This is a genomic window from Sphingobium abikonense NBRC 16140 (assembly GCF_001598335.1).
In the GTDB taxonomy this organism is placed as follows: Bacteria; Pseudomonadota; Alphaproteobacteria; order Sphingomonadales; family Sphingomonadaceae; genus Sphingobium; species Sphingobium abikonense.
Window position 1 is genome coordinate 60987 of sequence record NZ_BCYT01000007.1, and the last position, 23920, is coordinate 84906.

General features: G+C 65.2%; 23 protein-coding genes and 1 tRNA gene. 10 read left to right on the forward strand and 14 right to left on the reverse strand.

Features of this window, described 5'->3' with window-relative positions:
* Positions 1–23 precede the first annotated feature (23 nt).
* Positions 24–1583 (reverse strand): S1C family serine protease, encoded by a 1560-nt coding sequence (locus SAB01S_RS10110; protein ID WP_062733005.1) that lies wholly within the window; start codon positions 1581–1583, stop codon positions 24–26.
* A 112-nt stretch (positions 1584–1695) separates the two neighbouring features.
* On the opposite strand from SAB01S_RS10110, the gene ada reads away from it, so the two are divergent.
* Together ada and SAB01S_RS10120 are read left to right on the forward strand one after the other, a co-directional pair.
* Positions 1696–2751: a bifunctional DNA-binding transcriptional regulator/O6-methylguanine-DNA methyltransferase Ada gene (ada, locus tag SAB01S_RS10115; RefSeq protein ID WP_062732911.1), complete on the forward strand. Its 1056-nt coding sequence runs from the start codon at positions 1696–1698 to the stop codon at positions 2749–2751.
* 70 nt (positions 2752–2821) lie between these two features.
* On the forward strand, positions 2822–4354 hold the full coding sequence (locus SAB01S_RS10120) for a tetratricopeptide repeat protein (RefSeq protein WP_062732912.1): 1533 nt from the start codon (positions 2822–2824) through the stop codon (positions 4352–4354).
* Here SAB01S_RS10120 and SAB01S_RS18090 read toward each other — a convergent pair.
* The 3 genes from SAB01S_RS18090 to SAB01S_RS10130 are packed head-to-tail and all read right to left on the reverse strand — an operon-like array spanning position 4290 to position 7355.
* Positions 4290–4562 carry a DUF1289 domain-containing protein gene (locus SAB01S_RS18090; RefSeq protein WP_369405243.1) on the reverse strand — a complete coding sequence of 91 codons (273 nt, stop codon included), beginning with the start codon at positions 4560–4562 and terminating at the stop codon, positions 4290–4292. The genes SAB01S_RS10120 and SAB01S_RS18090 overlap by 65 nt on opposite strands.
* Entirely contained in the window at positions 4490–6661 is a 2172-nt protein-coding gene (locus SAB01S_RS10125) for a primosomal protein N' (RefSeq protein WP_062732913.1), read from the reverse strand. The genes SAB01S_RS18090 and SAB01S_RS10125 overlap by 73 nt, the downstream gene beginning before the upstream one ends.
* 46 nt (positions 6662–6707) lie before the next feature.
* The gene (locus SAB01S_RS10130) at positions 6708–7355 is read right to left on the reverse strand and encodes a DUF2490 domain-containing protein (RefSeq protein WP_062732914.1); all 648 of its coding nucleotides are present in this window, start codon (positions 7353–7355) and stop codon (positions 6708–6710) included.
* Between the two features lie 121 nt (positions 7356–7476).
* Here SAB01S_RS10130 and fsa point away from each other — a divergent pair, with 121 nt between their 5' ends.
* The 3 genes from fsa to SAB01S_RS10145 all read left to right on the forward strand — a co-directional run bounded on the left by fsa (position 7477) and on the right by SAB01S_RS10145 (position 10618).
* Entirely contained in the window at positions 7477–8130 is a 654-nt protein-coding gene (gene fsa, locus SAB01S_RS10135) for a fructose-6-phosphate aldolase (protein ID WP_062732915.1), read from the forward strand.
* A 78-nt stretch (positions 8131–8208) separates the two neighbouring features.
* Entirely contained in the window at positions 8209–8559 is a 351-nt protein-coding gene (locus SAB01S_RS10140; protein ID WP_062732916.1) for an antibiotic biosynthesis monooxygenase family protein, read from the forward strand.
* 145 nt (positions 8560–8704) lie between these two features.
* Positions 8705–10618, forward strand: a complete 1914-nt coding sequence (locus SAB01S_RS10145; RefSeq protein WP_062732917.1) for a BCCT family transporter — start codon at positions 8705–8707, stop codon at positions 10616–10618.
* A 21-nt stretch (positions 10619–10639) separates the two neighbouring features.
* Here the strand turns inward: SAB01S_RS10145 and SAB01S_RS10150 are convergent.
* A tRNA-Arg gene (locus SAB01S_RS10150) sits at positions 10640–10716 on the reverse strand.
* 67 nt (positions 10717–10783) lie between these two features.
* On the opposite strand from SAB01S_RS10150, the gene SAB01S_RS10155 reads away from it, so the two are divergent.
* Positions 10784–11512 carry a queuosine precursor transporter gene (locus SAB01S_RS10155; RefSeq protein WP_062732918.1) on the forward strand — a complete coding sequence of 243 codons (729 nt, stop codon included), beginning with the start codon at positions 10784–10786 and terminating at the stop codon, positions 11510–11512.
* Here the strand turns inward: SAB01S_RS10155 and truA are convergent.
* Both truA and fmt read right to left on the reverse strand, forming a co-directional pair.
* Positions 11503–12243, reverse strand: coding sequence for a tRNA pseudouridine(38-40) synthase TruA (gene truA, locus SAB01S_RS10160; protein WP_062732919.1), 741 nt, complete (start codon positions 12241–12243; stop codon positions 11503–11505). The two genes, SAB01S_RS10155 and truA, sit on opposite strands and share 10 nt — an antisense overlap.
* A gap of 92 nt (positions 12244–12335) precedes the next feature.
* Positions 12336–13244 (reverse strand): methionyl-tRNA formyltransferase, encoded by a 909-nt coding sequence (gene fmt / locus SAB01S_RS10165; protein WP_062732920.1) that lies wholly within the window; start codon positions 13242–13244, stop codon positions 12336–12338.
* Positions 13245–13298: 54 nt separating this feature from the next.
* On the opposite strand from fmt, the gene recR reads away from it, so the two are divergent.
* Both recR and def read left to right on the forward strand, forming a co-directional pair.
* Positions 13299–13895, forward strand: a complete 597-nt coding sequence (recR, locus tag SAB01S_RS10170) for a recombination mediator RecR (RefSeq protein ID WP_062732921.1) — start codon at positions 13299–13301, stop codon at positions 13893–13895.
* 60 nt (positions 13896–13955) lie between these two features.
* Positions 13956–14486: a peptide deformylase gene (gene def / locus SAB01S_RS10175; protein WP_062732922.1), complete on the forward strand. Its 531-nt coding sequence runs from the start codon at positions 13956–13958 to the stop codon at positions 14484–14486.
* 178 nt (positions 14487–14664) lie between these two features.
* On the opposite strand, the gene phoB is transcribed toward def, so the two are convergent.
* The 7 genes from phoB to SAB01S_RS10210 all read right to left on the reverse strand — a co-directional run bounded on the left by phoB (position 14665) and on the right by SAB01S_RS10210 (position 22085).
* The gene (phoB, locus tag SAB01S_RS10180) at positions 14665–15366 is read right to left on the reverse strand and encodes a phosphate regulon transcriptional regulator PhoB (RefSeq protein ID WP_021225385.1); all 702 of its coding nucleotides are present in this window, start codon (positions 15364–15366) and stop codon (positions 14665–14667) included.
* 2 nt (positions 15367–15368) lie between these two features.
* A complete protein-coding gene (phoU, locus tag SAB01S_RS10185; protein WP_009821133.1) occupies positions 15369–16064 on the reverse strand; it encodes a phosphate signaling complex protein PhoU in 696 nt (231 codons plus the stop codon).
* Positions 16065–16084: 20 nt separating this feature from the next.
* The gene (gene pstB, locus SAB01S_RS10190; protein WP_021225387.1) at positions 16085–16873 is read right to left on the reverse strand and encodes a phosphate ABC transporter ATP-binding protein PstB; all 789 of its coding nucleotides are present in this window, start codon (positions 16871–16873) and stop codon (positions 16085–16087) included.
* Between the two features lie 8 nt (positions 16874–16881).
* Positions 16882–18123, reverse strand: coding sequence for a phosphate ABC transporter permease PstA (gene pstA, locus SAB01S_RS10195; protein ID WP_062732923.1), 1242 nt, complete (start codon positions 18121–18123; stop codon positions 16882–16884).
* A 106-nt stretch (positions 18124–18229) separates the two neighbouring features.
* Entirely contained in the window at positions 18230–19624 is a 1395-nt protein-coding gene (gene pstC, locus SAB01S_RS10200; protein WP_062732924.1) for a phosphate ABC transporter permease subunit PstC, read from the reverse strand.
* A gap of 10 nt (positions 19625–19634) precedes the next feature.
* Positions 19635–20687, reverse strand: coding sequence for a substrate-binding domain-containing protein (locus SAB01S_RS10205; RefSeq protein ID WP_062733006.1), 1053 nt, complete (start codon positions 20685–20687; stop codon positions 19635–19637).
* Positions 20688–20789: 102 nt separating this feature from the next.
* Positions 20790–22085: a sensor histidine kinase gene (locus tag SAB01S_RS10210; RefSeq protein WP_062733007.1), complete on the reverse strand. Its 1296-nt coding sequence runs from the start codon at positions 22083–22085 to the stop codon at positions 20790–20792.
* Positions 22086–22288: 203 nt separating this feature from the next.
* On the opposite strand from SAB01S_RS10210, the gene SAB01S_RS10215 reads away from it, so the two are divergent.
* Entirely contained in the window at positions 22289–22627 is a 339-nt protein-coding gene (locus SAB01S_RS10215; RefSeq protein ID WP_245646458.1) for a hypothetical protein, read from the forward strand.
* 106 nt (positions 22628–22733) lie between these two features.
* Positions 22734–23894 carry a glycosyltransferase gene (locus tag SAB01S_RS10220; RefSeq protein WP_062732926.1) on the forward strand — a complete coding sequence of 387 codons (1161 nt, stop codon included), beginning with the start codon at positions 22734–22736 and terminating at the stop codon, positions 23892–23894.
* The last annotated feature ends 26 nt before the right edge of the window (positions 23895–23920 follow it).

Consider the following 23920-nt stretch of genomic DNA (forward strand, 5'->3'; position numbering starts at 1 on the left):
GTTTTTCTGGCGCCGCGATCGGCTCATCGCGCGTCGTCGGCTGGCGCGAGCCGTCCCTTCTGGCAATGATAGACGATGCGCTCATTGGGCTGGGCGGGCAACAGCGCGGCGGCGTCGGACCGCAGCGTGGCGATCTGGCGCAGCAGGTCGGGGTCGCTGCCGCATCCCTTGACGGATTTGTCCTTTACCAGCGCACGCAGCTTTTCCATCGTATCAAGGTCAGGCAGCCAGCGTTCCACGCGCAAGGTGCCGGTGGCCGGGTCGAACCGACTGGAGGAGACATAATTGCCCTCCGCCGGAACAGTCGTGCGCTGCCACGCGGTCCCGTCCGCGCCATATTGCGTCTCGCCATTGACGCAGCCGCCCTCGGCCCAGTTGAAGGCGATGTCATTGGGCTGCGACACCGTCAGGCGGCTGCGGGGCAGGTCGACCTTGCAGATATTGTCGCCCGCCCAGGCGAAGGCGCTGTTGGCGGTCACGCCCTTGTCCTGCGGCATCTTCACCCGCTCGTCGATGCTGTCGAAGCTGGGCTTGAAGACGAACAGGCCGAGCGCGCCGAGCAACGCCACGCCGCCGCCCGCCAGCAGCCACGTCGCCTGCCGTTCCTTGCCCTGCGTATAAAACAGGCCGCCCGCGCCCAGCCCCAACACCGCGATCGCCAGCAGCACCGCCGCGCCCGCCATCGCATTTTCGCGCGCGGTGATGATATCGCGCTCCGCATCGTCGCGCGCCCGGGCCAGCGCGGCGTCGCGCGCCTGGCTGGCGGCGCGGTCCTTTTGCTCGCTCGCCTGCGCCTCGCGCTGCGTCAGCGACGCTTCGGCGGCATCGGCCTCCGCCATCGACCGGCAGGGGACGACCGTATGCAGCGACGCCACGCCCGCCTGCCGCAGGAAGGACGCGATTTCGCGCCAGGATACGGCAAAGCCGAATTCCGCGTCATTGCCGTCGGAAATCGACCCGAAACTGTTGACGCCCAGCACCCGGCCGCAATCATCGACCAATGGCCCGCCGCTATTGCCCGCGGCGAGCGGCGCAGTGTGCAGGATCGTGTCGAAGCTTTGGCTCGCGCGCCCCGACGATATGTTGCCGCTGGTCTTCACCGTCGCCAGCGGCTCGACCATCTGCTTGAGGCCCAGGCCCTGCGCGCGGTCGACCGTGCCGGGATAGCCGATGGCGGTCACATGCTGCCCGTCCGCCACCGCGCCCGCATAAAAGGTGCTGACCGGCAGGCTTCCTTCCTCCAGCTGGATGAGCGCCAGGTCGTTGCCGGGCGAATAGGCGATGATTCGCCCGCCATAGGTCTTGCTGCCTTCGGACGGGATGACGCCGATCACCAGATTGCGCTCCTCGCGCGCCAGTTCGACGACATGGGCGTTGGTCAGCACCTTGTCCGGCGCGACCGCAAAGCCGCTGCCATGGCCCACGAAATAGGCGTCGGACCCATCGGTCGCGACCAGCGCCACGCGCACTACCCCGCGTGCGGCGGCGGCAATGTCCTGTTGCTCGGCATGGAGCGGCATCGGCGCCAGCAGCGCGAGGATAGGGCCAAGAACGGGGGCGAAGCGGCGGAGTAGGGCGACCATCGTGGCGCATTCATATGCAATGCCGGGCGCGGCGCAATCGGGAAAAGGCGAAATGCTTTGACCGCAAGGCGCGGGAAGCAGGGCGCGCGCGCCCTCTTTATCTCCTATATCCATGCACCAGATGACTCGCCCCGCCACCACCACCATGCCCGATCCCGATGCCTGCTGGGCCGCCTTCCTGCGGCGCGACCGGGCGATGGACGGGCTTTTCGTGGGCTGCGTGTCCACCACCGGCATTTATTGCAAGCCCAGCTGCGCCGCGCGTCATCCCCGGCGGGACAATATGTCCTTCCTGCCCGATCCGGCAGCCGCGCGCGCGGCGGGCTTCCGCGCCTGCCTGCGATGTCGCCCGGATGAGGTCGGGCGGGACCGACTGGCGGTGGAAGCGGCGATCGCGATGATCGAGGCGGCGGAGGAGGCGCCCCAGCTGGACGCCATCGCCGCCCATGTCGGTTACGCCCCGCATCATTTCCATCGGCTGTTCAAGCGGGAAACCGGCATGACGCCGGCGGGATGGAGCCGCGCGCTGCGGGCCGAGCGACTGAAGAGGGCGCTGGGGGAGCAGGCGCGAATCACCGACGCCATCTATGATGCGGGCTATGCCGCCCCCAGCCGCGCCTATGCCGATGCGCAGCGCCATCTGGGCATGACGCCGTCAGCCTGGAAGGATGGCGGGCGCGGCGTCACGATCCGCTGGCGCACGGCCGACACCAGCCTGGGGCCGGTGCTGGTCGCCGCCACGGCCAAGGGGCTGTGCCGGATCAGCTTTGGCGAGGGCGAGGCGGACCTGCGCGCGCGCTTCCCCCATGCGCGCCTGTGCCCGGCCGACGCGGCGCTCGACGCGATGGCCGGGCATGTCGCCGCTCTGGTCGAGGACCCGCGCGCTGACGTGACATTGCCCACCGATGTCGAGGGCACCGCCTTTCAACAGGCCGTCTGGACGGCGCTGCGCGCGATCCCGCCGGGTGAAACGCGCAGCTATGGCGACATTGCCGCCGCCATCGGCCGCCCCGGCGCGATGCGTGCGGCGGGCAGCGCCTGCGGTGATAATCGGCTGGCCGTCCTCATCCCCTGTCATCGCGTGCTGCGCAGCGACGGCGCATTGGGCGGCTATGCCTGGGGGCTGGATCGCAAGCAGGCGCTGCTGGCGCGCGAAAAGGGCAAGTAGCGGAAAAGATTTGGGCTTTCGCCCAATGTCCTTTTGCGTCACCGTGATGCGGGGACGTGAGGGGGTGAGCATGATGCGTTTGTGGGGACGGCTGCTGGTGGCATGGGGCCTGTTGCTGGCTGGCGCGGGCAATGCGCAGGCGGCGTGGTGGCAGGCAAGGACTGACCATTTCACCGTCTATAGCGAAGGCAACGACGACAAGCTGCGCGAATTTGCGGAGCGGCTGGAAAAATTCGACTATCTGCTGCGCAAGATGACGGGCAAGACCGCCGCGGGCCAGGCAGCAGCGGACCAGACAGCGGCGGATAGGGGCAGCCCGGTGAAGGTCTATCTTCTGTCCAGCGAAGCCAAGGTTAAGGACCTGGCCCGCAATCCGAATATCGCTGGCTTTTATACCACGTCCGATCGCAGCGCCTATGCCTTCCTGTCCCGCTCGTCGAAGGGCGGGATGTTCGGGTTCGACGCGGAACAGATATTGTTCCACGAATATACCCATCATTTCATGCTGCACTATTTCCCCGCTGCCTATCCGGCCTGGTATGTGGAGGGGTTTGCGGAATATTTCTCGGTCGTCGATTTTCCCAAGGACGGGTCCATCCGCTTCGCGCAGGTGCCGATGGCGCGCGTCCCCGGACTAGTGCTGGGCCAGCCCTATCCGCTCAAGCAGCTTTTCGCGCAGACCACCGATGGGCTCAATCGCGCGGATGGCGACAGATATTATGGCACCGCCTGGCTGCTGACCCATTATTATTTCAATGCCAAGACCGGACGCAGCGCCGAATTGTCGCGCTATTTGAACGATCTTGCGCGTGGGGAGGTGGGCGAACTGGACAGCTATTTCGCAGGGGGGCTGGAGAGTCTGGAAAGGGACCTCAAGGCCTATATGCGACATCGGACCAATATGCTGGTGCTGAGGCCCGGCGAGATGCAATTGGGCGCCATCACCGTCAGCCCGGTCGATGCGGCTGACGGCGCGCTGATCGAGGACGAACTGCATCTGATCCATCGTCCCCGGACCGAAGACCTGCCCGATCTGGTGTCGTCGATCCGCGCGACGGCAGCGAAATTCCCGCAAAGCGCCGCTGCTCTGGCATTGCTGGCCGAGGCGGAATGGAAAGCCGACATGCGCGAGGCCGCCCTTGCCGATGCCGAGTGTGCGATCGCCATCGACCCGCAATCCTCGCGCGCTTATGCGGTGCGGGCGCAGGCCATTCTGGACCGCGCCCATGACAGCGACAGCGCGGACGATTGGAAGGCCGCGCTCACCGCCATCGTGCGCGCCAACCGCGCCGATACCGAAGACCCGGTGCCGCTGGCGCTATTCTACCGCTATCATGCGATGCGCGGCGGCAAGATGCCCGACCTTGGCTATGACGGGCTTTACAAGGCCTACACCCTCCTGCCGCAAAATCCCGATTATCGCTTCAATCTCGCCCATGCGCTGGCCATCCGCGGCGATTATGAAGCCGCCTCCACCCTGCTCGACCCCATCGCCTATTCGCCGCACGGGTCTGACATGCGGGACGCCGCGCTGCGGCTCAAGGCGCGGTTCGACGCGCAGGCGGCGGAGAAGGGGGCGCAAAGTCGCACACCCGCGCCATGACGGCGGCGCGCTGCGCGTCGGTCATGCTGCGCCAGTGCACGATTTCCTCGATCGTTCGCCCGCAGCCCGTGCAGGCCGCCCGATCCCGGTCGAGCGCGCACAGGTTGCGGCAGGGGCTCGCGATCGGCGTCGTCATCACATGAAGCTGTAGGGGTCGACGTCGACCGCGACGCGCGTGCCCGATTTCCAGGCCAGATTGCCCAGCCATTCGCGAATCGCCGCCTGGATATCGACCTGCCGGCTGGCATGGATCAATAGCCGGTGGCGGTGCCGCCCGCGCAGCACGGCCAGCGGGGCGGGGGCGGGGCCATAGACGCGCATCCCCTCGATCACCGGGGCGGACTTGCCGATCAGGCGGGCCGTCTGCGCCGCTTCGTCGGCATCCTCGCTCGAGACGATGATCGCGGCGAAGCGGCCGAAGGGCGGGGCGTTGGCGCGTCGCCTGTTTTCCGTTTCCACCACATAGAAACGCTCCGGGTCCGCGTCGATCAGCGCCTGGATGACCTCGCTTTCGGGCATGCGGGTCTGGATGAAGACATGGCCCGGCTTTTCCCCGCGTCCCGCGCGTCCGGCGACCTGCATCACCTGCTGGAACGTGCGTTCGGCCGCGCGCAGGTCGCCGCCTTCCAGCCCCAGATCGGCGTCGATAACGCCCACCAGCGTCAGATTGGGGAAATGATAGCCCTTCGTCACCAATTGCGTGCCGATGATGATGTCGACATCGCCCCCTTCCACCGACTTCACGAAATCGGCGGCGCGCGCGGGCGACCAGAGCGTATCGGATGTGGCGATGGCGGTGCGCGCCTGCGGCCAGAGCGCCTTCACCTCATCGGCGATGCGCTCGACGCCGGGGCCGCAGGCGACCAGGCTATCCTCCTCCTTGCACTCCGGGCAGCGGCGCGGCGCGGGAATGACATGGCCGCAATGATGGCAGGCCAGTCGATGCGTCAGCCGATGCTCGACCATCCAGGCGGTGCAATTGGGACATTGGAAGCGATAGCCGCAATGGCGGCACAGGGTCAGCGGCGCATAGCCGCGCCGATTGAGGAACAGCAGGCTTTGTTCGCCCCGTCCCATCGTCTCGTCGATTGCCGCGACCAGCGGCGGCGCGATCCAGCGGCCGCGCTCCGGCGGGTCGGTAAGCAGGTTGATGCCGTGAATGTCCGGCATTTCCGCGCCGCCAAAGCGCGAAGGCAGCTTGATTTCGGCATAGCGGCCCAGTTCCACCTGATGCCGCGTCTCGATGGCGGGCGTGGCCGACGCCAGCACGACCGGGAATTTTTCAATGAGGCCGCGCATCACCGCCACGTCGCGGGCATGATAATGGACGCCGTCTTCCTGCTTGAAACTCGCCTCATGCGCTTCGTCAACGATGATAAGGCCCAGGTTCGGATAGGGCAGGAACAGCGCCGACCGCGCGCCCACCACCACCTGCGCCTGCCCGCTGGCGATGGCGCGCCAGGCCCGCCGCCGCTCGCTCTGCCGCAGGCCGCTGTGCCAGTTAACTGGAACGCACCCGAAACGTTTTTCGAACCGCTCCAGAAACGGCTCTGTCAGCGCGATTTCGGGCAGCAGCACCAACACTTGCCGGTCCGCCCGGATCGCAGCCGCGATCCCCTCGAAATAGACTTCGGTCTTGCCCGATCCGGTAACGCCGTCGAGCAGGAAGGGCGCGAAATCGGCCGCCCGCACCGCGTCCGCCATCTGCCCGGCGGCGGCGCGCTGCGCCTCCGACAGGGCGGGCGGGGCATGGTCGGGATCGGGCATGGGGAAGGGCGTGTCGACGCTCACCTCCACCGGCTCGAATATGTCCTGCTTGATCAGGCCGCGGATCACCGCGTCGCTTACCCCGCCGATCATCGCGAGTTCGCGGATCAGCCCCTGCCGCTCGCCGATCCGTTCCAGCGCCTGCGCGCGCTGTTCGGTCATCCGTTCGGGCACCGCGCCGGTGGCGCGATATTCAATGACCGTGCGCGCCCCCTCCAGCGCGGACATGGACGACAGCGCCATGCGCAGCACCGCGGCCGGGGGGCTGAGATAATAGTCCGCCGTCCATTCGATCAGCCGGCGCAGCGGTTCGGGCAAGGGCGGGGCGTCCACCACCTCCAGCAGGTTGCGCAGGCGATTGTCGCCCACGCTCTCGACGTCGGGAAAGCGGTCCTCCTCCCATACCACGCCGACGATCTGGCGCGGCCCCAATGGCGCGACGACGATGCTGCCATGCTCGACCCGCATGCCGTGCGGCACCCGATAGTCGAGCGGGCCAAGAGCGGCATTAAGGAGCAGGACGCGCGCGCGGGAGGACATGGTGCGTCCTTACCCGCTGGCGCAGCCGGCGCAAACAGCCCCGCCGCTAAATCCGCCAGTTGAGCGATAGCCAGGGCACATGGTTGAATGTGTCGGCTTTATTGTCGCGAAATGTCTGCTGGCGCATGTAGAGCAGCTGGATATCGACGGATTTGCTCAGGGATCGACGAATGCCGCCTTGCAGGCGCATGACCGCCAGGCCCGTCTTGTCGCTGGGCTTCGCGCGGTTCAGATGAAAGAAGAATTCCGTAGCCCCGACCAGCGCCCACTTCTTGTCGGCATCCAGCGGCACCGTCGCCTGGATCCGTTCGCGCAGACGCCAGCTGGCTTCATCGGCATTGTCGAAGAAGCGTTGCTCCAGCCGGGTGCGGCTTTGCAATATGCCGTAGGTGACGGTCAGTTGCTGGTGAAAGCGCAGCTCCTGATCGACTTCGCTTTTGAGATAGGCAAAGCCGCCGCCGACCTGAACGCCATCGGCTATCCTGTGATCCCAGGTGATGCGGCTGAGCGACTGTTCCCCGCCACTGGTCGCATCGGACCGCGCGCGCTGGCTGAAGTCCAGTGTGACGCTGTCATTGCCGTCCGCCTTGAACGTCAGCGCTTCCGATACCCAGAGCTGCGTGTCCTCGGCAGCGCGGGCCGGAGCAACGATCAGGGGCAGCGTTATCGCCGCCAGCAATATCGGGAAACGCATCAGTGATCCTTTGGAAAGGTGATCGCGCCCTTACCGACCCGGCGGCGTCCGGGCAACCGATGGCGAATCCCGGCCCCAAAGGCTAAAGGGAGCCGAATCGCCAATTGCCCGGAGCATCCCCATGAAATTCTTCGTCGACACCGCCGACACCGCCGACATTCGCGAACTGGCCGCCACCGGCCTGCTGGACGGCGTCACCACCAACCCGACCCTGATCCACAAGTCAGGGCGCAAATTCATGGAAGTGGTGGAGGAAATCTGCGGCATCGTCGATGGCCCCGTGTCCGCCGAAGTCGTGGCGCTCGACCATGAAACGATGATGAAGGAAGCAGAAATCCTGCGGAAGATCGCGGACAATGTCTGCATCAAGGTGCCGCTCACCATCGACGGGCTCAAGACCTGCAAGGCGCTGACGGACGAGGGCACGCTGGTCAACGTCACGCTCTGCTTCTCGGCCAACCAGGCGCTGCTCGCGGCGAAGGCGGGGGCCAGCTTCATTTCGCCCTTCGTCGGCCGTCACGACGATAATGGCTTTGATGGCCTGAAGCTGATCGAGGATATTCGCCTCATCTACGACAATTATCAGTTCGACACCGAAATCCTGGCGGCCTCGCTGCGCCATCCGATCCATGTGCTGGAATGCGCGAAGATCGGCGCCGACGTCATCACCGCCCCGCCCGCTGTCATCAAGATGCTGTCCAAGCATGTGTTGACCGACAAGGGTCTGGAAGGCTTCGCCGCCGACTGGGCGAAGACCGGCCAGACCATCATCTAAACCGGCATCGGGCGGGCCGCGGCCGGAACCGCTGCCCCGTCCGGCTCATTGTGTCTTCGTAACAAGGAGGCACGCTGCATGTTCGTTGCTGTCTATTGGTGGCGGGTCCATCCGGGCAAGGAGGATCAGTTTCGTGCCGCCTGGCGACGCGGCACTGACCTTATCCGTGAAAAATATGGCAGTCTGGGGTCGCGCCTGCATCGCGACGCCGATGGACGCTTCGTCGGCTATGCCGAATGGCCCGACGAAGCGACCTGGCGCGCCGCCTTCGACCGCAAGATGGTCTATGACGATCCTGCGACGCGCGCGGCTTTCGTCGACGCCATCGCCGAAGTGCCCGCCGATGCCGATCCCATTTTCACCATGACCGTGACTGACGATCTGCTCGCCCGTTCGGTCGCCAGCGCCGAGGAGCAAAGCCATGCGTGATCCCGACAAGCCCGACCTCGGCTTCCTCTGGTTTTCCCTGTTGCTGACCGCAATCGGCCTGCTGCTGATGCTTTTCTACGGATGATCCGCGGAACATCCGCCCGCACGGCTGATTTTCGCTTTCACATAGATTAGGGGGAAGCGGATGAAGACACAGATGAATCCGCGCGTATTCTGGGGGGCATCGATCATCGTCGCCCTCATGCTGTCCAGCACTGTGATCGCGCCGGGCGCGTCGGACCAGATATTCAGCGCCGCGCAAAGCTGGGCCATCGACACATTCGGATGGTTCTACGTCGCCTCTGTGGCGGCATTTGTGGTGGTCGTCCTGGTGCTGGGATTTGGACCGGCCGGACGGCTGCGCCTTGGCCCCGACGATTCCGAACCCGATTTCCCCTATATGTCCTGGCTCGCCATGCTGTTTGCCGCGGGCATGGGCATTGGCCTCATGTATTTCGGCGTGGCTGAGCCGGTTCAGCATTATATCTCTCCGCCAGAGGCGGAGCCTGGCACGATATTGGCCGCGCGGGAGGCGATGGCCATCACCTTCCACCATTATGGCATCCACGCCTGGGCGATCTATGCGCTGGTGGGGCTCAGCCTGGCCTATTTTTCCTACCGCCGGGGATTGCCGCTGACGCTGCGGTCGGGGCTGCATCCGATATTGGGCAAGCGCATTCACGGTCCGATGGGCGATGCGATCGACATATTCGCGGTGTGCGGCACCGTCTTCGGCGTGTCGACATCGCTGGGCTTTGGCGTGTCGCAGATGACCGCTGGCCTTGCCTATAATTATGGTCTTGCCGACACGATTTCCCTGCAGGTGGGTGTCATCGTGGTGGTCATGGGCGCGGCCACACTGTCGGTGCTTAGCGGGGCCGATCGGGGCGTGCGGCGCCTGTCGGAACTCAATCTCACGCTCGCTGTCCTGCTGATGCTGTTCGTCATGCTGTGGGGGCCGACCCTGTTCCTGCTGAATGCCCTGGTTCAGAATTTCGGTCTCTATCTCGATCATTTCATCCAGCGCACCTTCACCCTCTACGCCTATGAACCGCGCGCCTGGATGGCCGACTGGACCCTGTTCTACTGGGCGTGGTGGATCGCCTGGTCGCCCTTTGTCGGCATGTTCATCGCCCGGATTTCGCGCGGGCGCACCATCCGGGAATTCGTCGTCGGCGTGCTGTTCGTACCGGCGGGCTTCACCTTCCTGTGGATGACGGTGTTCGGCAATACCGCAATCGCGCTGGACCTGGGCGCGGCGCATGGGGCGATCGCAAAGGCGGTCGACGCCAATCTGTCGACGGCGCTATTCAAATTCCTGGCCTATCTGCCCGGCGCGGGCTTCACCTCCGCTCTTGCCATCACGCTGGTTGCGGTGTTCTTCATCACCTCCGCCGATTCTGGAGCGCTCGTCATCGACACGCTGGCATCGGGCGGAGCGGACGAAACGCCGCGCTGGCAGCGCGTCTATTGGTGCCTGCTGCTGGGCGTGACGGCGACCTTGCTGTTGCTGGCAGGCGGCCTTGGCGCCTTGCAGACCGCGACCTTGCTCGCCGCGCTCCCCTTTTGCATCATCATGCTGTTGCTGGCCGTCGGCCTGGTGCGTCAGACCACGGCCGATCTGGAAGGCGTCGCCATCAGCGAGGATGCGCCCGCCGTCACCGAAAGGCTCAAGCGCCTGTTCGTGCCGGCCACTAAAAGCGATATCACGCGCCAGATCGCCGACAATGGCGTGCCCGCGCTGGAAACGGTGCGCGACGCGATGCTGGAGGAAGGCTGGGCGGAAAGCGACGTGCAACGGCAGGAGGATGGCGCGGCGGTGCTGACCATCCGCTTCGGGCCTGAGCGCGTCTTTCGCTATCATCTGACCCCCCGGTCCCGTCCGCTCGCCGCCTATACCGCGCTGGAGGCGTCGGAAAGCCGCCGCAGCCACGGCTGGATCATGTCCGGCGGATCGGAAGGGCAACAGCGCAAGCGCGATCTTACCGGCCTGTCGACCGAACAGATCACCCACGACATATTGCTGCATCTGGAAGGCTGGCGTCCCGTAGCGCCGTAAGTTCTGCCGACCGGTTCTGCGTGGCGACCCCGGCAGGATTCGAACCTGCGACCATCCGCTTAGAAGGCGGATGCTCTATCCAACTGAGCTACGGGGCCGTGGCTTGCGCGATAGCGGCAGGGAAGGCCGCTTGCAATCGCCTGTCCGCCCGATAAGCAGGAAGCCATGGACGACAAGGCGGTGCAAAGGATCGGGGCGGGAGCGCTCGGCGCGCGGCCGCTGCGCTATTATGATTTCTTCATGGCGGCCTTTGTCGCCATCCTGCTGCTGTCGAACCTCATTGGCGCCGCCAAGCTGTCGACGCTGGGCGGCGTGACATTTGGCGCTGGCATCCTCTTCTTCCCGCTCGGCTATGTGCTGGGCGACCTCCTGACCGAAGTCTATGGCTATGCCCGCGCGCGCCGGTGCGTCTGGGCGGGTTTCGCCGCGATGCTGTTCATGGCGCTGATGAGCTGGGTCGTCGTCGCCTTGCCGCCGGCCGCCGGCTGGCCGGACCAGGCGGCCTATGAGGCGGTGTTCGGCAGCACATGGCGCATCGTCTTTGCCTCGCTCATCGCCTTCTGGGCGGGGGAACTGGCCAACAGTTTCGTGCTGGCGCGGATGAAGCTGCTGACCCAGGGGCGGCATTTGTGGATGCGCACCATCGGATCGACCATCGTGGGGCAGGGGGTGGACAGCCTGCTTTTCTACCCGCTCGCTTTCTATGGCGACTGGACCAATGCGCAGGTGGCGACCGTCATGGTGACGAACTGGGCGATGAAGGTCGGGTGGGAGGCGATATTGACGCCCGTCACCTATGCGGTGGTGGGCTTCGTCAAGCGGCGGGAAGGGCTGGACATCTACGACGAGGGCACGAATTTCACGCCCTTCCGCGCCAGCATCCCTCAGGGATAGGTCGCGCTTACGAAATACAGGCCATCGGGCGGGGCGTTGAGGCCCAGCGCCGCGCGGTCCTTCGCCTCCAGGGCGTCGCGCAGGTCATTGGCGGTCCAGCGCCCCATGCCGACCATGGCGAGGCAGCCCACCATCGATCGCACCTGATGATGCAGGAAGGAGCGGGCGGCGGCATGGATGGCGATGCGATCGCCCAGCCTTTCCACATCCAGCCGATCCAGCGTTTTCACCGGACTGTGCGCTTGGCAATGGGCGGAGCGGAATGTCGTGAAGTCGTGGCTCCCCACCAGATACTGCGCCGCCGCCTGCATGGCGTCGGCATCGAGCGGCTGGACGACGCGCCACGTGAGCCCGGCATCGACGGTCAGCGGCGCGCGGCGATTGGCGATGCGGTAGACATAGGATCGCCCGACGCAGGAAAAGCGCGCATGCCAGTCGTCCGCCACCGTTTCGCACGCCAGGATGGCGACCGGTGCGGGCCGCATCCGCGCGTTGATCGCCTCCATCAGGCGGAAGGGGGTGATGTCTTTGGCAATATCGGCATGGGCGCGCATCGCCAGGCCATGCACCCCGGCATCCGTCCGTCCGGCGGCATGGATCACCGTCGTCTCGCCAGTGACGGCGGCGATTGCATCCTCGATCGTCTGCTGGACGCTCGGCCCATGCGCCTGCCGCTGCCAGCCCATGAAGGGTCGGCCGTCAAATTCGACGGTGAAGGCGAAGCGGGGCATGATCCTACCCCCGTGCGTTTCGAATGGCGTGCGGCAACGGGCTGAGTTGCGCTTTCCGTATCTCGATACGATGGAAGCGACCGGGGGTGCTCTTACCCATCCACCCGGCTCCCGGCCGGCATCTCAAAGCCGCGCAGCAATTCGCCCGGGCTCATGGCGCCCTTGCCCGCGCGCTGGATCAGCGTGGGGCGGATCGCGTCATGGCCGCACCCGATCAGCAGGCTGTCATCCAGCAACTCGCCCGGTGCGCCGGCATGATGTTCGACATGGGCGGCCAGGATACGGAACCGCTCACCTTGATAGGCGAAGAACGCGCCGGGAAAGGGATTGAAGGCGCGGACCTGTCGCTCGATCGCATGGGCGTCGTGCGTGAAGTCGATGCGCGATTCCGCCTTGTCGATCTTGGCGGCATAGGTGACGCCCTCTTCCGGCTGAGGCATGGGCGGATGCAGCGTCAGGTCGTCCAGCACCTCGACCATCAATTCCGCCCCGGCATCGGCCAGTTCCTGCGTCAGCGCGCCCGCCGTCTTGCCCTCGATCGGGGTGACATGCTTGGCGCGCATCGGGCCGGTATCCAGCCCCGCCTCCATGTCCATGATAGTGACGCCGGTCACATTGTCGCCCGCCAGGATCGCGCGCTGGATCGGCGCCGCCCCGCGCCAGCGGGGTAACAGCGAGGCGTGAATGTTCATGCAGCCATGGCGCGGCGCGGCCAATATGGCCGGTGGCAGGATCAGCCCATAGGCCGCCACCACCGCGACGTCGGCCTCCAGCGCGGCGAAGGCCGCCTGCGTATCGCCGTCCTTGAGCGACAAGGGCGTGCGCACCTCCAGGCCCATCGCTTCGGCGCGCTGATGCACGGGCGATGCGCGCAGTCCCTTGCCGCGACCGGCGGGACGAGGCGGCTGACTGTAGACGGCGGCGATCTCATGACCGGCCGCGACCAGCGCGTCGAGCGCCGGAACGGCGAATTCGGGGGTGCCCATATAGATGATACGCATGATCGGCTCCTCAAACCCCTTGTCGATGGGACATGCAACCCCTTATCTCACCTTATGGCTTCACCAGAAATCGAGACGCTGACGCAGGCGCTGTCCCGCTTGCCCGGCCTTGGCCCCCGGTCGGCGCGACGTGCGGTGCTGCACCTGCTCAAGCGGCGGGAGGGGGCTATGGAGCCATTGCTGCGCGCTTTGGAGGCGGTGAACGAACGGCTCGTCACCTGTCATCTTTGCGGCAATGTCGACACGGTCGATCCCTGCGGCATCTGTGCCGATCCGCGCCGTGACCCGCGGGCGCTGTGCGTGGTGGAGGATGTGTCGGACCTGTGGGCACTCGACAAGTCGCGCCTGTTTCCCGGCCGCTTTCATGTATTGGGCGGGCGGCTTTCCGCGCTGGACGGGGTCCGGCCGGAGGATCTGACCATCGATGGGCTGGTCGCGCGCGTGGAGGCGGGCGGCATTGATGAGGTGGTGCTGGCGATGAATGCCACGCTGGAGGGGCAGACCACCGCCCATTATCTCGCCGAACGGCTGGAGCGTTTTCCGATCCGGCTGACGCAACTGGCCCATGGCGTGCCGGTGGGGGGAGAGCTGGACTATCTGGACGAAGGCACGCTGGCGCAGGCACTGCGGGCGCGGCGGCCGGTAGGCTGAGGCGCGCAGATGCGTCGCGGACGGCTTGATAAAGCCGTGCGTTCCGCCTATGTTCGGCGCATGGCAATCCGTCCCATTCTCGAAGCGCCCGATCCCCGGCTGCGCACCATTTCGACCCGTGTCGAGGCGATCGACGACGATCTGCAAACGCTGATCGACGATATGTTCGACACCATGTATGACGCGCCCGGCATCGGCCTTGCCGCCATTCAGGTGGGCGTGCCCAAGCGGGTGCTCGTCATCGACCTGCAGGAACCTGAATCGGATGAGGAAGGCGCGCCACCGGTCAAGAATCCGATGGTGTTCATCAACCCGGAAATTCTCAAAGGTTCGGACGACCTGTCTGTTTATAATGAGGGCTGCCTGTCGGTTCCCGACCAGTTTGCCGAGGTCGAACGGCCCTCCGTGATCCGCGCCAGCTGGATGGACCGCGAAGGCCGTATTCATGAGGAACAGCTGGACGGGTTGCTCGCCACCTGCCTCCAGCATGAGATGGATCATCTGGAGGGCATACTCTTCATCGATCATCTTTCGCGCCTGAAGCGCGACATGCTGATGAAGAAACTCAACAAGGCGCGCCGCGCGGCCTGATGGTCGCAGTGCCCAAAAGCGTCAGCTAATCGCGTTCGTTCTCCCCCGTTCGTTCTTAGTAGGGGCTGAGCGAAGTCGACGACCCGTATCGAAGCATCCTTCGATACGCCATTTCGGCAAGCTCAATGGCCACTCAGGACGAACGGGCAGCGTGAGCAAAGGCGAGTAGCCGCCAGCCTCAGGCCACGCCATCCGTGTCCAGCGCATAACCGGCCGATCGCACGGTGCGGATGATGTCCTGATATTGCCCATCGGCATTGATCGCCTTGCGCAGGCGGCGGATATGGACGTCGACGGTGCGCAGCTCAATGTCGCTATCCTGCCCCCAGACGCTGTCAAGCAGCCGCTCGCGCGAGAAAACCCAGCCGGGATGCTCCAGGAAATGCTTGAGCAGGCGAAATTCGGTGGGGCCAAGCGGAATGACCTGGCCGGAACGGCGCACCTTGTGGCCGACCGTGTCCATTTCCACATCGGCAAAGGTCAGCGTTTCGCCTGCCAGCGCCGGGCGGACGCGGCGCAGCACCGCGCCGACGCGCGCCACCAGTTCGCGCGGGGAAAAGGGCTTGGTCACATAATCGTCCGCGCCCGTTTCCAGCCCGCGCACGCGATCTTCCTCCTCGCCCCGCGCGGTCAGCATGATGATGGGCACATTGGCGGTGCCGCTCATGCGGCGCAGGCGGCGACACACTTCGATCCCCGACAGGCTTTCCACCATCCAGTCGAGCAGGACGATGTCCGGCACGCTTTCCTGCGCCATCAACAACGCTTCTTCGCCATCGACGGTGTGGGAGACGTCGAAATCCTCGCGCTTGAAATGCCAGATCAACAGCTCGGCAAGCGCCGCGTCGTCTTCCACCAGCAGCATCTTGGCCCGCGGCATGCTCAATCCTCCATCTGGATGTCGGGGCCGCGTTCCCGTTCGGGCAATGTCTTGCCAGTGGCGGCGTAATAGACCATCTCAGCGACATTGGTCGCATGATCGCCGATGCGTTCGATATTCTTCGCGATGAACAGCAGATGCGCGCATTCGCTGATCGTCTTGGGATTTTCGACCATGTAGGTCACAAGCGTGCGGAACACGCTGTTGTAGAAGTCGTCCACCACCGTATCGCGTTCGACCACCGCAAGCGCCAGATCAGCGTCGCGCGCGGCATAGGCGTTGAGTACGTCATGCACCATCTCGCCCGCGACCTGCCCCATGGATGGCAGCAGCGAAATCGGCTCGACGGTCCGGCTGTTGGTCGCGACCAGCGGCACGCGCTTGGCGATATTCTTGGCATAGTCGCCGATCCGCTCGACGACGCTAACGATCTTCAATGCCGCGATCACGTCGCGCAGGTCGTTGGCCATCGGCGCGCGCAGCGCGATCACCTCCACCACCAGCTTCTCAACCTCCGCCTCGATCGCGTCGATGCGCCTGTCATCGGCCACGACCTCCGCGGCCAAGACCTTGTCGTGGCGTTGGAGCGCGAGCATCGCATTTTCGATGGCCGCCTCGGCCCGGCCACCCATTTCGGCGATCAAGCCCCGCAGCCGGTCGATTTCGTCGTCAAACGCCTTGATTGTATGTTCTGCCATGATGCTTCTCTCCGCGCGGATCAGCCGTAGCGACCCGTGATATAATCCTTGGTCCGCTCCGCCTTGGGATTGGTGAAGATGTCGGATGTCACGCCATATTCGACCAGTTCGCCCAGGTGGAAGAAGGCGGTGCGCTGCGACACGCGGGCGGCCTGCTGCATGTTGTGGGTCACGATGACGATGGCGTAACGGCCGCGCAATTCGTGGATCAGTTCCTCGATCTTGGCGGTCGCGATCGGGTCGAGCGCCGAGCAGGGCTCGTCCATCAGGATGACTTCTGGTTCGACCGCGATGGCGCGGCCGATGCACAGGCGCTGCTGCTGCCCGCCCGACAGGGCCGTGCCGCTGTCCTGCAGCCGGTCCTTCACTTCTTCCCACAAACCCGCACGACGGAGCGATTTTTCGACGATCACGTCCATGTCCGCCTTCGACGCAGCCAGGCCGTGGATCCGCGGGCCATAGGCGATATTTTCGTAGATCGACTTGGGGAAGGGATTGGGTTTCTGGAATACCATGCCGACGCGCGCGCGCAGCTGCACGACGTCCATCGACGGGGCGTAGATATCTTCGCCATCCAGCGTGATTGTGCCTTCCACCCGCGCCGACGCCACGGTGTCGTTCATGCGGTTCAGCGTCCGCAGGAAAGTGGACTTGCCGCAGCCTGACGGGCCGATGAAGGCGGTGACATTATCCATGTCGACGTCGATGGAGACGCCCTTGATCGCCTGCTTGGGACCGTAGAAGACCTTGACGTCACGCGCGGTCATCTTCGGATTGGCCGGAGCCAGGCTTTTTTGTTCGTCAGTCATGGGGCTGATTACCACCGTTTTTCAAACTTGTTGCGCAGGTAGATGGCGAGGCCGTTCATCGCGAGCAGGAAGACCAGCAGCACGATAATCGCGGCGGATGTCTTTTCGACAAAGCCCTTGGATACCTCATCCGACCAGAGGAAGATCTGCACCGGCAGCACGGTCGCCGGATCGGTCACGCCGCCCGGCGGCGTGGCGATGAAGGCGCGCATCCCGATCATCAGCAGCGGCGCGGTTTCGCCAAGTGCACGTGCCATGCCAATGATGGTGCCGGTCAGGATGCCGGGCAAGGCAAGCGGCAGGACATGCTGGAACACGACCTGTACCGGCGACGCGCCGATGCCAAGCGCCGCGTCGCGGATGCTGGGCGGCACGGACTTGATCGCGTTGCGCCCGGCGATGACGATGACGGGCATCGTCATGAGCGCCAGCGTCATGCCACCGACCAGTGCGGCCGACCGTGGCAGGTGCAGGAGATTGAGGAAGATCGAGAGGCCAAGCAGGCCGAAGATGATCGAAGGCACCGCTGCCAGATTGTTGATCGACACTTCGATGATGTCGGTCCACCAGGCCTTGGGCGCATATTCCTCCAGATACAGGGCGGTGGCGACGCCGATCGGGAAGCTGAGCACCAGCGTCACCAGCATCGTCAGCAACGATCCCTTGAACGCGCCCCAGATGCCGACCTGCGTCGGGTCCGTGCCGTCGCTGCCCGACAGGAAGCCCCAGTTGAAGCCCGTCGACAGGATGCCGGCTTGGTTGAGCCGCTTGACGGCGGCCTCTGCGGCCGGCGTTCCGTCGCTCTTGGCGGCCAGATCAATGTCCGTCGAGGCGGGGACGCGTATGACCTCGGTACGATTGAGGATCGTCGGATCAGCCTTGATCGCGTCGCGCAGGCTGGTCCACGCGGTCGGGGCCAGCAAGGCGTCCGCGCCCTCGCCCAATTGCTTTTCTGCGACGCTGCTCGTCACCATCGGCAGATTGGCGTTGGCGAGCGCTTCGTCGGTGATCGCTTGTGGGTCGAGCAGCATCGGCGATGCCGGAAAATCGACGTTGAGCGCGATTTCGGTCCGGGTGAAGCCGCGAAGGCCGTTGCCCATCATCGTCACCAGCAGGAAAGCGAGGAAGGCAGCGGACAGCAGCACCGCGCCCAGGCCCAGCAGGCGAAAGCGACGTTCGGCCGCGTAGCGCCGCGCGATCCGCTTGCGCATGGCGTCGGACTTCCAGTCGGTGGGATTTCTTGCGCTCATTGCGCAAACCTCCGTTCACCCTGAGCCTGTCGAAGGGCTGTATTTTTCTGTGCAGAAGGGCAGGGCTTCGACAAGCTCAGCCCGAGCGGGGTTTTGCTGTTTCGGCTCATTCGTAGGCCTCGCGATATTTTTTCACGACCCGCAGGGCCACGATGTTGAGCAGCAAGGTGACGACAAACAGGACAAGTCCCAGCGCAAAGGCGGCCAGCGTCTTGGCGCTGTCAAATTCCTGGTCGCCGGTCAGCAACTGGACGATCTGCGTCGTCACCGTCGTCACGCTGGCGAAGGGATTGAGCGTGAGGTTGGCGGCAAGGCCGGCGGCCATGACCACGATCATGGTTTCGCCGATCGCGCGGCTGACGGCCAGCAGCACGCCGCCCACGACGCCGGGCAGGGCGGCGGGGACTAGGACGCGTTTAATTGTCTCGCTCGTCGTCGCGCCCATCGCCAGGCTGCCGTCGCGCATCGACTGCGGAACGGCGGCGATGCTGTCGTCGGCCATGGATGACACGAAGGGGATGATCATCACGCCCATGACAAGGCCGGCGGCGAGCGCGCTTTCGGAGGATGCCCCCTGGATGCCGATGGCGACGGCAAAGTCGCGCAGGGCCGGCGCAACCGTCAGCGCCGCGAAATAGCCATAGACCACCGTCGGAACGCCTGCCAGCACCTCCAGCAGCGGCTTCATCCATTTGCGGACCGCCGGGCTGGCATATTGGGTGAGGTAGACCGCGCTCATCAGCCCCAGCGGGATGGCGACGATCATGGCGATGATGGCGCCGATAAAGATCGTGCCCCAGAACAGCGGGATCGCGCCGAACGCATCGTCATTGCCATAGCCCATGGCGGCCGACTGCGGCGACCATTTGAAGCCGAACAGGAAGTCGATGGGATTGACCATCGAGAAAAAGCGGAAGCTTTCCCACAGCAGCGACGCGACAATGCCCAGGGTGGTCACGATCGCCAGCAGGGACGCCAGCAGCAACGCCATCATCACCAGCCGTTCGACCCGGGTGCGGGCGCGAAAGTCCGGCCGGATGCGGGTGAAGGCATAGGCGCCGCCGGCAAAGGCGAGGATCAGCGCCAGCGCCGCGCCGGCAATGCCATATTCGCTGATCGCCGTGCGATAGGGTTCGACCAGCGCCTGGCTCGCGGGATTGAAGGCCCCGGCCTGTAGCCCGCTGGCGATGGCGCGCGCTTCGCCCAATATTGCGGAGCGCGCGAAGCCGTCGGCGGGCAGGGCCTGGGCCGCCGGGTCCGCCAGCACGCTCTGCGTGACGAGGCCCGGCGCGATATTGGCCCAGACCGCCAGGAAAATGCCGGCAGGGATCAGCGTCCACAGCGCCACATACCAGCCATGATAGCCGGGCAGCGAGTGGACGGCGTCGCGACGCCCGGTTGCGCGCGCGGCGGTCTGCAACCGCATGGCGCGGGCGCGGGCGCTGACCCAGGCGATAGCGCCCAGGCCTGCGAGCAGCAGGATGATGGCAGGTCCGGTCATTGGCCTTCGCTTATTTGAGGTCGGCGCCGTCGAGCACGGTCAGCAACTTGACCGTCTCGGCATTGGCCTTGCGCACATCGTCGGGCGCCGGGACCATGCCGCGCTTGGCGAGCACGCCGCCCGGACCCCAGTTGGAGGCGAAGATGTTGAGATAGGCCTGGAGGCCTGGGACCGCCTGCATATGCGCCTTCTTCACATAGATGTAGAGCGGGCGCGCGCCGGGATACTGGCCGGTCGATACGGTTTCATAGGTCGCCTGGATGCCATTGATCGGCACGTCTTTCAGCGTGTTCTTATTCTCTTCCAGGAAGCTGAAACCGAAAACGCCGACCGCGTTGGGATTGGCGCCCAGTTTCTGCACGATCAGATTGTCGTTCTCGCCCGAATCGACATATTTGCCGTCTTCGCGAATGCGGGTGCAGGTCGCCTTATATTCATCCTCATTCTTGTCCTTGAGCGCCGCCATGGCGGGATCGGTCTGGCAGCCCTTTTCGAGGATCAGTTCAGCGAGCGAATCGCGCGTGCCGCTGGTGGATGGCGGGCCGAAGACGGAAATGGGGATGGCGGGCAGGCTGGCGTCGACATCCTTCCAGGTCTGCGCCTTGTTCGCGCCCTTGCCATAGGGGTTGGCGGCCAGCGCTTCATAGACCATCTTGGGCGTCAGCGAGAGGCCGGGGCCTTCCTTGGATTCGGCGAAGGCCAGACCGTCGACGCCGATCTGCACTTCGATGATGTCCTTGACGCCATTGGCCTGGCACTGGTCGAACTCGGACTTCTTCATCCGGCGCGACGCGTCTTCGATATCGGGATGCTGAGCGCCGACGCCGGCGCAGAACAGCTTCATGCCGCCGCCCGTGCCGGTCGATTCGATGATCGGCGATTTCATGCCGGGATTGCTCTGGACGAACAGTTCGGCGGCCGCGGTGGCGAAGGGATAGACTGTGGAGGAACCGACGGCGCGGATCTGGTCGCGGGTGCTGCCGGCGCTGCCCGACTGGTCTCCGCAGGCGGCAAGGCTGAGGACGCTCGTGGCCGCAGCGGCGAGCAAGGCGAATGTCTTCACGTCTATCTCCATTGTCGAAGCCGCGAATCCTGTGTCGCCGCCCCCCTTGGAGCCGGCCCTAGTCGCGGACAGTCGCGCCTTTGTGACATTCCCATTTCAATTTCATGACATCGTGCCCGATAGCGCCGATGGGCGTTTCTTTTCGTCCATATTCGCCGCCACGTCGTCCGCCGGCAGTGGCAGCAGCACGGTGATGCTGGTGCCCTTGCCCAGCGTGCTGGCTATGTCCAGGCGACCGCGATGGCGTTCCACGATGTGCTTGACGATGGCAAGGCCCAGGCCCGTGCCGCCCATGGCGCGGCTGCGGCCCGAATCGACGCGGTAGAAGCGCTCGGTCAAGCGCGGCAGGTGATCGGGGCCGATGCCTTCGCCTTCATCGGCGACGCAGAGCCGGGCCATGCCGCTCGACCCTTCGGACAGCGTCACCTTGATCGGCGTTCCGGGTCGGCCATATTTGACCGAATTGCCGATCAGATTGTGAATGAGCTGCGACAATTGCGCTCGATCGCCGAGCACCGGCGGCAGTGACGGCACGATGTCCATTTCCACGTCGCGGCCCCGCTCGCCATGGCTGGAACGGAACACGCCGACGACTTCGGCCACCAGTTCGGAGAGGTCCACCGCGCTGTCGGGCGTGCGATATTTTTCCGCCTCGATCCTGGACAGCGAAATCAGGTCGTCGATCAATCGCTGCATTCGGCGCGCTTCGCCGTCCATGATCTTGAGGAAGCGCTGGCGGGTTTCGACGTCCTTGCCCAGTTCGGGGTCGGCGAGCGTTTCGATGAAGCCCAATATGCCCGCCAGGGGCGTGCGCAGTTCGTGGCTTGCATTGGCGACGAAGTCCACGCGCATCCGCTCGGCGGCGTGGGTGCCGCTATGATCGACCAGATGGACCAGTCGCCGCATCGCTTCCACCGCACCGACCGGCGCGACGCGCATCTGCCAGCGCTGGTCGCGAGTGCCAAGGCCCACCAGTTCGATCATGATCGGTTCCGCCAGCGGGGCCATGCTGGCCAACCGTTCGGCCGCGGCGGGGTGGCGGATGGCGATGCGCGCATCCTCGCCTTCGATATGGGCACCCAGCAGGCGCATGGCGGCGCGGTTGGCGCGGGCGATGCGCCCCTTTTCCACCAGCATCAGCGGGTCCGAAATCCCTTCCAGCAGGCTGGGGAAGTCGGGGTGTGCGGTGATATCGGTCTGTTCGGGTGCGGCGATGGCGAGCGTCGTTTCCGCCGGTCGCAGGCCCGCATCGCCCGATGTGATGATCAGGACCACGACGCCCGCCAGGATCGGCAAGGCGATGTGCAGGGGGGGCGCGCCCATCATCAGGGCGCCGCCCGTGCCCAGCAACAGCATGGCGAGCGAGGCGGTGATTTGCGAGATACTGAGCCGATTCATGGTTACCGCACTGGAATTGTCGCGCATTTGCTGCGAATGTCTTGTTCCAATAGCGGGCAATCTTTACGCTTTGGCAAGTGCCCGATGCGAAATGGAGCGATATGACCGATCCCAAGCCCGATCAGGACGGGGATGTCCCGCATCAGCCTTCCGCCGCCGATGGCCTGGCCGAAGGTGGCGTCGCGTCACGTCGCCAATTGCTGATGGGCGGGGCGGTCGCCGCGTCGACCATCGTGTCCATCCGGCCGGCCCTGGCCAATACCGCGGCGTCGGTCCTTAACTGCACCATCCCGGTGCCCGACCAGGGACGGGCGGGCAAATATATCGCGCCCAATGGGCAGGTCGTGCCGCCGGGAACGCCGGGCGCCTTTCCCGGCACCGGGCGCAGCTATACCGGCGAGCAGGTGAAACAGGCGCTGCGCGGACGGCCGTTGCCGGGCACGAGCTACGACCAGAACCAGGCCTATCTCAACTATATCCGCCGACTCCAGTCGGGAACGAGCGGCTTTACCTGCTACGCATCGCTGCAAATGCCGCGATAGTGCGACCTGCCGCCGCGTCGTCCGGTGCGGGCGAGCGGGAGCCGATACGGAACGCGCGCGTTGATGCCGTCAAACCAGCGATACTGGTTCAGACGGCGGAGACACAATGTTTCAGCATGGCGTCGGGTCAAGGGACGACCTGTCAGCGGCGATATATCTCTACCGACCGGGCGATGGCGGACTGGATCGGGTCGCCATCATGCTGGCCAATCACATGGCGCGCCAGGGCAAGGCCGTAGAACTATGGATGGCGCATACCGACGGCGTCAGCGCGCATCTTGTCGATTCCCGCGTGCCGGTGCGGCGGGTGGCGGCTCCAGGCGGCAACCGACGCCTGTCGATGATCGCCCAATTCCCCGCGCTCGCCGCGATGGTGCGGCGGCACCGGCCGGACATCCTCTATTCCGCCGGCAACCAGAGCAACATGCTGGTCGCGCTGGCGTGCCTGGGGACCACGACCCGGTCGGTGGCGCGCATTTCCAACCCCATCTGCCCGGCCGGTCGCCGCGACCTTGCCGCCTGGGCGCGGTGGAAACGATTTTGCGCGATCAGCCGGATCAGCGACCTGACCATCGTCATGGGCGAGCATGATCGCGCGTTGCTGGGCCGGAGCGGGACCGTGCGCCTGCTGCCCCGGCCGACCGTGACCCCGATCATGGACAAGGTGCGAATGCAGCGGCAACCGCGTGATGCCGACGCGCCTTATCAACTGCTGATGGTCGGGCGACTGGTCGAGCAGAAGGATCATGCAACGGCATTGTCGGCGCTGGCGCGGCTGTCGCATCTTGATTGGCGGCTGACGATCGTGGGCGAAGGGCCACTGCGCGCGGCATTGGCAGCGCAGGCGGCAGCGCTCGGCATTGGCGATCGCGTCGTCTTCACAGGCTATGTCGCCGATCCTGAAAGGCTCGCCAATTTGATGGGGCAGGCGGACCTGCTGTTGCAGCCCTCCCGCTGGGAGGGGTTGTGCGCCACGCTGATCGAGGCGCTGGCCTGCGGCGCAAACGTCGTGGCGACCGACAGTACGCCCAATATTCGTCCGGTTCTGGCCGCTGCTGGCCAGCATCCCCCCGTGCCAACTGGCGACAGCGCGGCCCTGGCCCAGGCGATCGGACGGACCTTGGCGCGTCCCGCGCCCATGTCGCTCATGGAAGCGGCGATCCGCGACCACCGGGCGGCGCAGGCGCTCGACGCCTATGTCGCGGCGTTCGCCGATCTGATCCCGTCACCCGTAGCTTCGATCCTGCCCTCGCCTGCATGGCCCTGATGCGTTAGCGTCTTGGCTACCCTCTC

What these genes read in the sequence shown, in the direction of transcription:
- SAB01S_RS10110 (WP_062733005.1), bottom strand. Translation starts at nt 1,583, where the DNA reads ATGGTCGCCCTACTCCGCCGCTTCGCCCCCGTTCTTGGCCCTATCCTC.
- def (WP_062732922.1), top strand. Translation starts at nt 13,956, where the DNA reads ATGGCAATCCGTCCCATTCTCGAAGCGCCCGATCCCCGGCTGCGCACC.
- ada (WP_062732911.1), top strand. Translation starts at nt 1,696, where the DNA reads ATGCACCAGATGACTCGCCCCGCCACCACCACCATGCCCGATCCCGAT.
- truA (WP_062732919.1), bottom strand. Translation starts at nt 12,243, where the DNA reads ATGCCCCGCTTCGCCTTCACCGTCGAATTTGACGGCCGACCCTTCATG.
- SAB01S_RS10215 (WP_245646458.1), top strand. Translation starts at nt 22,289, where the DNA reads ATGGGCGGGGCGGTCGCCGCGTCGACCATCGTGTCCATCCGGCCGGCC.
- pstC (WP_062732924.1), bottom strand. Translation starts at nt 19,624, where the DNA reads ATGACCGGACCTGCCATCATCCTGCTGCTCGCAGGCCTGGGCGCTATC.
- SAB01S_RS10125 (WP_062732913.1), bottom strand. Translation starts at nt 6,661, where the DNA reads ATGTCCTCCCGCGCGCGCGTCCTGCTCCTTAATGCCGCTCTTGGCCCG.
- SAB01S_RS10120 (WP_062732912.1), top strand. Translation starts at nt 2,822, where the DNA reads ATGATGCGTTTGTGGGGACGGCTGCTGGTGGCATGGGGCCTGTTGCTG.
- fsa (WP_062732915.1), top strand. Translation starts at nt 7,477, where the DNA reads ATGAAATTCTTCGTCGACACCGCCGACACCGCCGACATTCGCGAACTG.
- fmt (WP_062732920.1), bottom strand. Translation starts at nt 13,244, where the DNA reads ATGCGTATCATCTATATGGGCACCCCCGAATTCGCCGTTCCGGCGCTC.
- SAB01S_RS10220 (WP_062732926.1), top strand. Translation starts at nt 22,734, where the DNA reads ATGTTTCAGCATGGCGTCGGGTCAAGGGACGACCTGTCAGCGGCGATA.
- SAB01S_RS10130 (WP_062732914.1), bottom strand. Translation starts at nt 7,355, where the DNA reads ATGCGTTTCCCGATATTGCTGGCGGCGATAACGCTGCCCCTGATCGTT.
- recR (WP_062732921.1), top strand. Translation starts at nt 13,299, where the DNA reads ATGGCTTCACCAGAAATCGAGACGCTGACGCAGGCGCTGTCCCGCTTG.
- SAB01S_RS10140 (WP_062732916.1), top strand. Translation starts at nt 8,209, where the DNA reads ATGTTCGTTGCTGTCTATTGGTGGCGGGTCCATCCGGGCAAGGAGGAT.
- SAB01S_RS10155 (WP_062732918.1), top strand. Translation starts at nt 10,784, where the DNA reads ATGGACGACAAGGCGGTGCAAAGGATCGGGGCGGGAGCGCTCGGCGCG.
- phoU (WP_009821133.1), bottom strand. Translation starts at nt 16,064, where the DNA reads ATGGCAGAACATACAATCAAGGCGTTTGACGACGAAATCGACCGGCTG.
- SAB01S_RS10210 (WP_062733007.1), bottom strand. Translation starts at nt 22,085, where the DNA reads ATGAATCGGCTCAGTATCTCGCAAATCACCGCCTCGCTCGCCATGCTG.
- pstB (WP_021225387.1), bottom strand. Translation starts at nt 16,873, where the DNA reads ATGACTGACGAACAAAAAAGCCTGGCTCCGGCCAATCCGAAGATGACC.
- phoB (WP_021225385.1), bottom strand. Translation starts at nt 15,366, where the DNA reads ATGCCGCGGGCCAAGATGCTGCTGGTGGAAGACGACGCGGCGCTTGCC.
- SAB01S_RS10145 (WP_062732917.1), top strand. Translation starts at nt 8,705, where the DNA reads ATGAAGACACAGATGAATCCGCGCGTATTCTGGGGGGCATCGATCATC.
- pstA (WP_062732923.1), bottom strand. Translation starts at nt 18,123, where the DNA reads ATGAGCGCAAGAAATCCCACCGACTGGAAGTCCGACGCCATGCGCAAG.
- SAB01S_RS18090 (WP_369405243.1), bottom strand. Translation starts at nt 4,562, where the DNA reads ATGGCTGGGCAATCTGGCCTGGAAATCGGGCACGCGCGTCGCGGTCGA.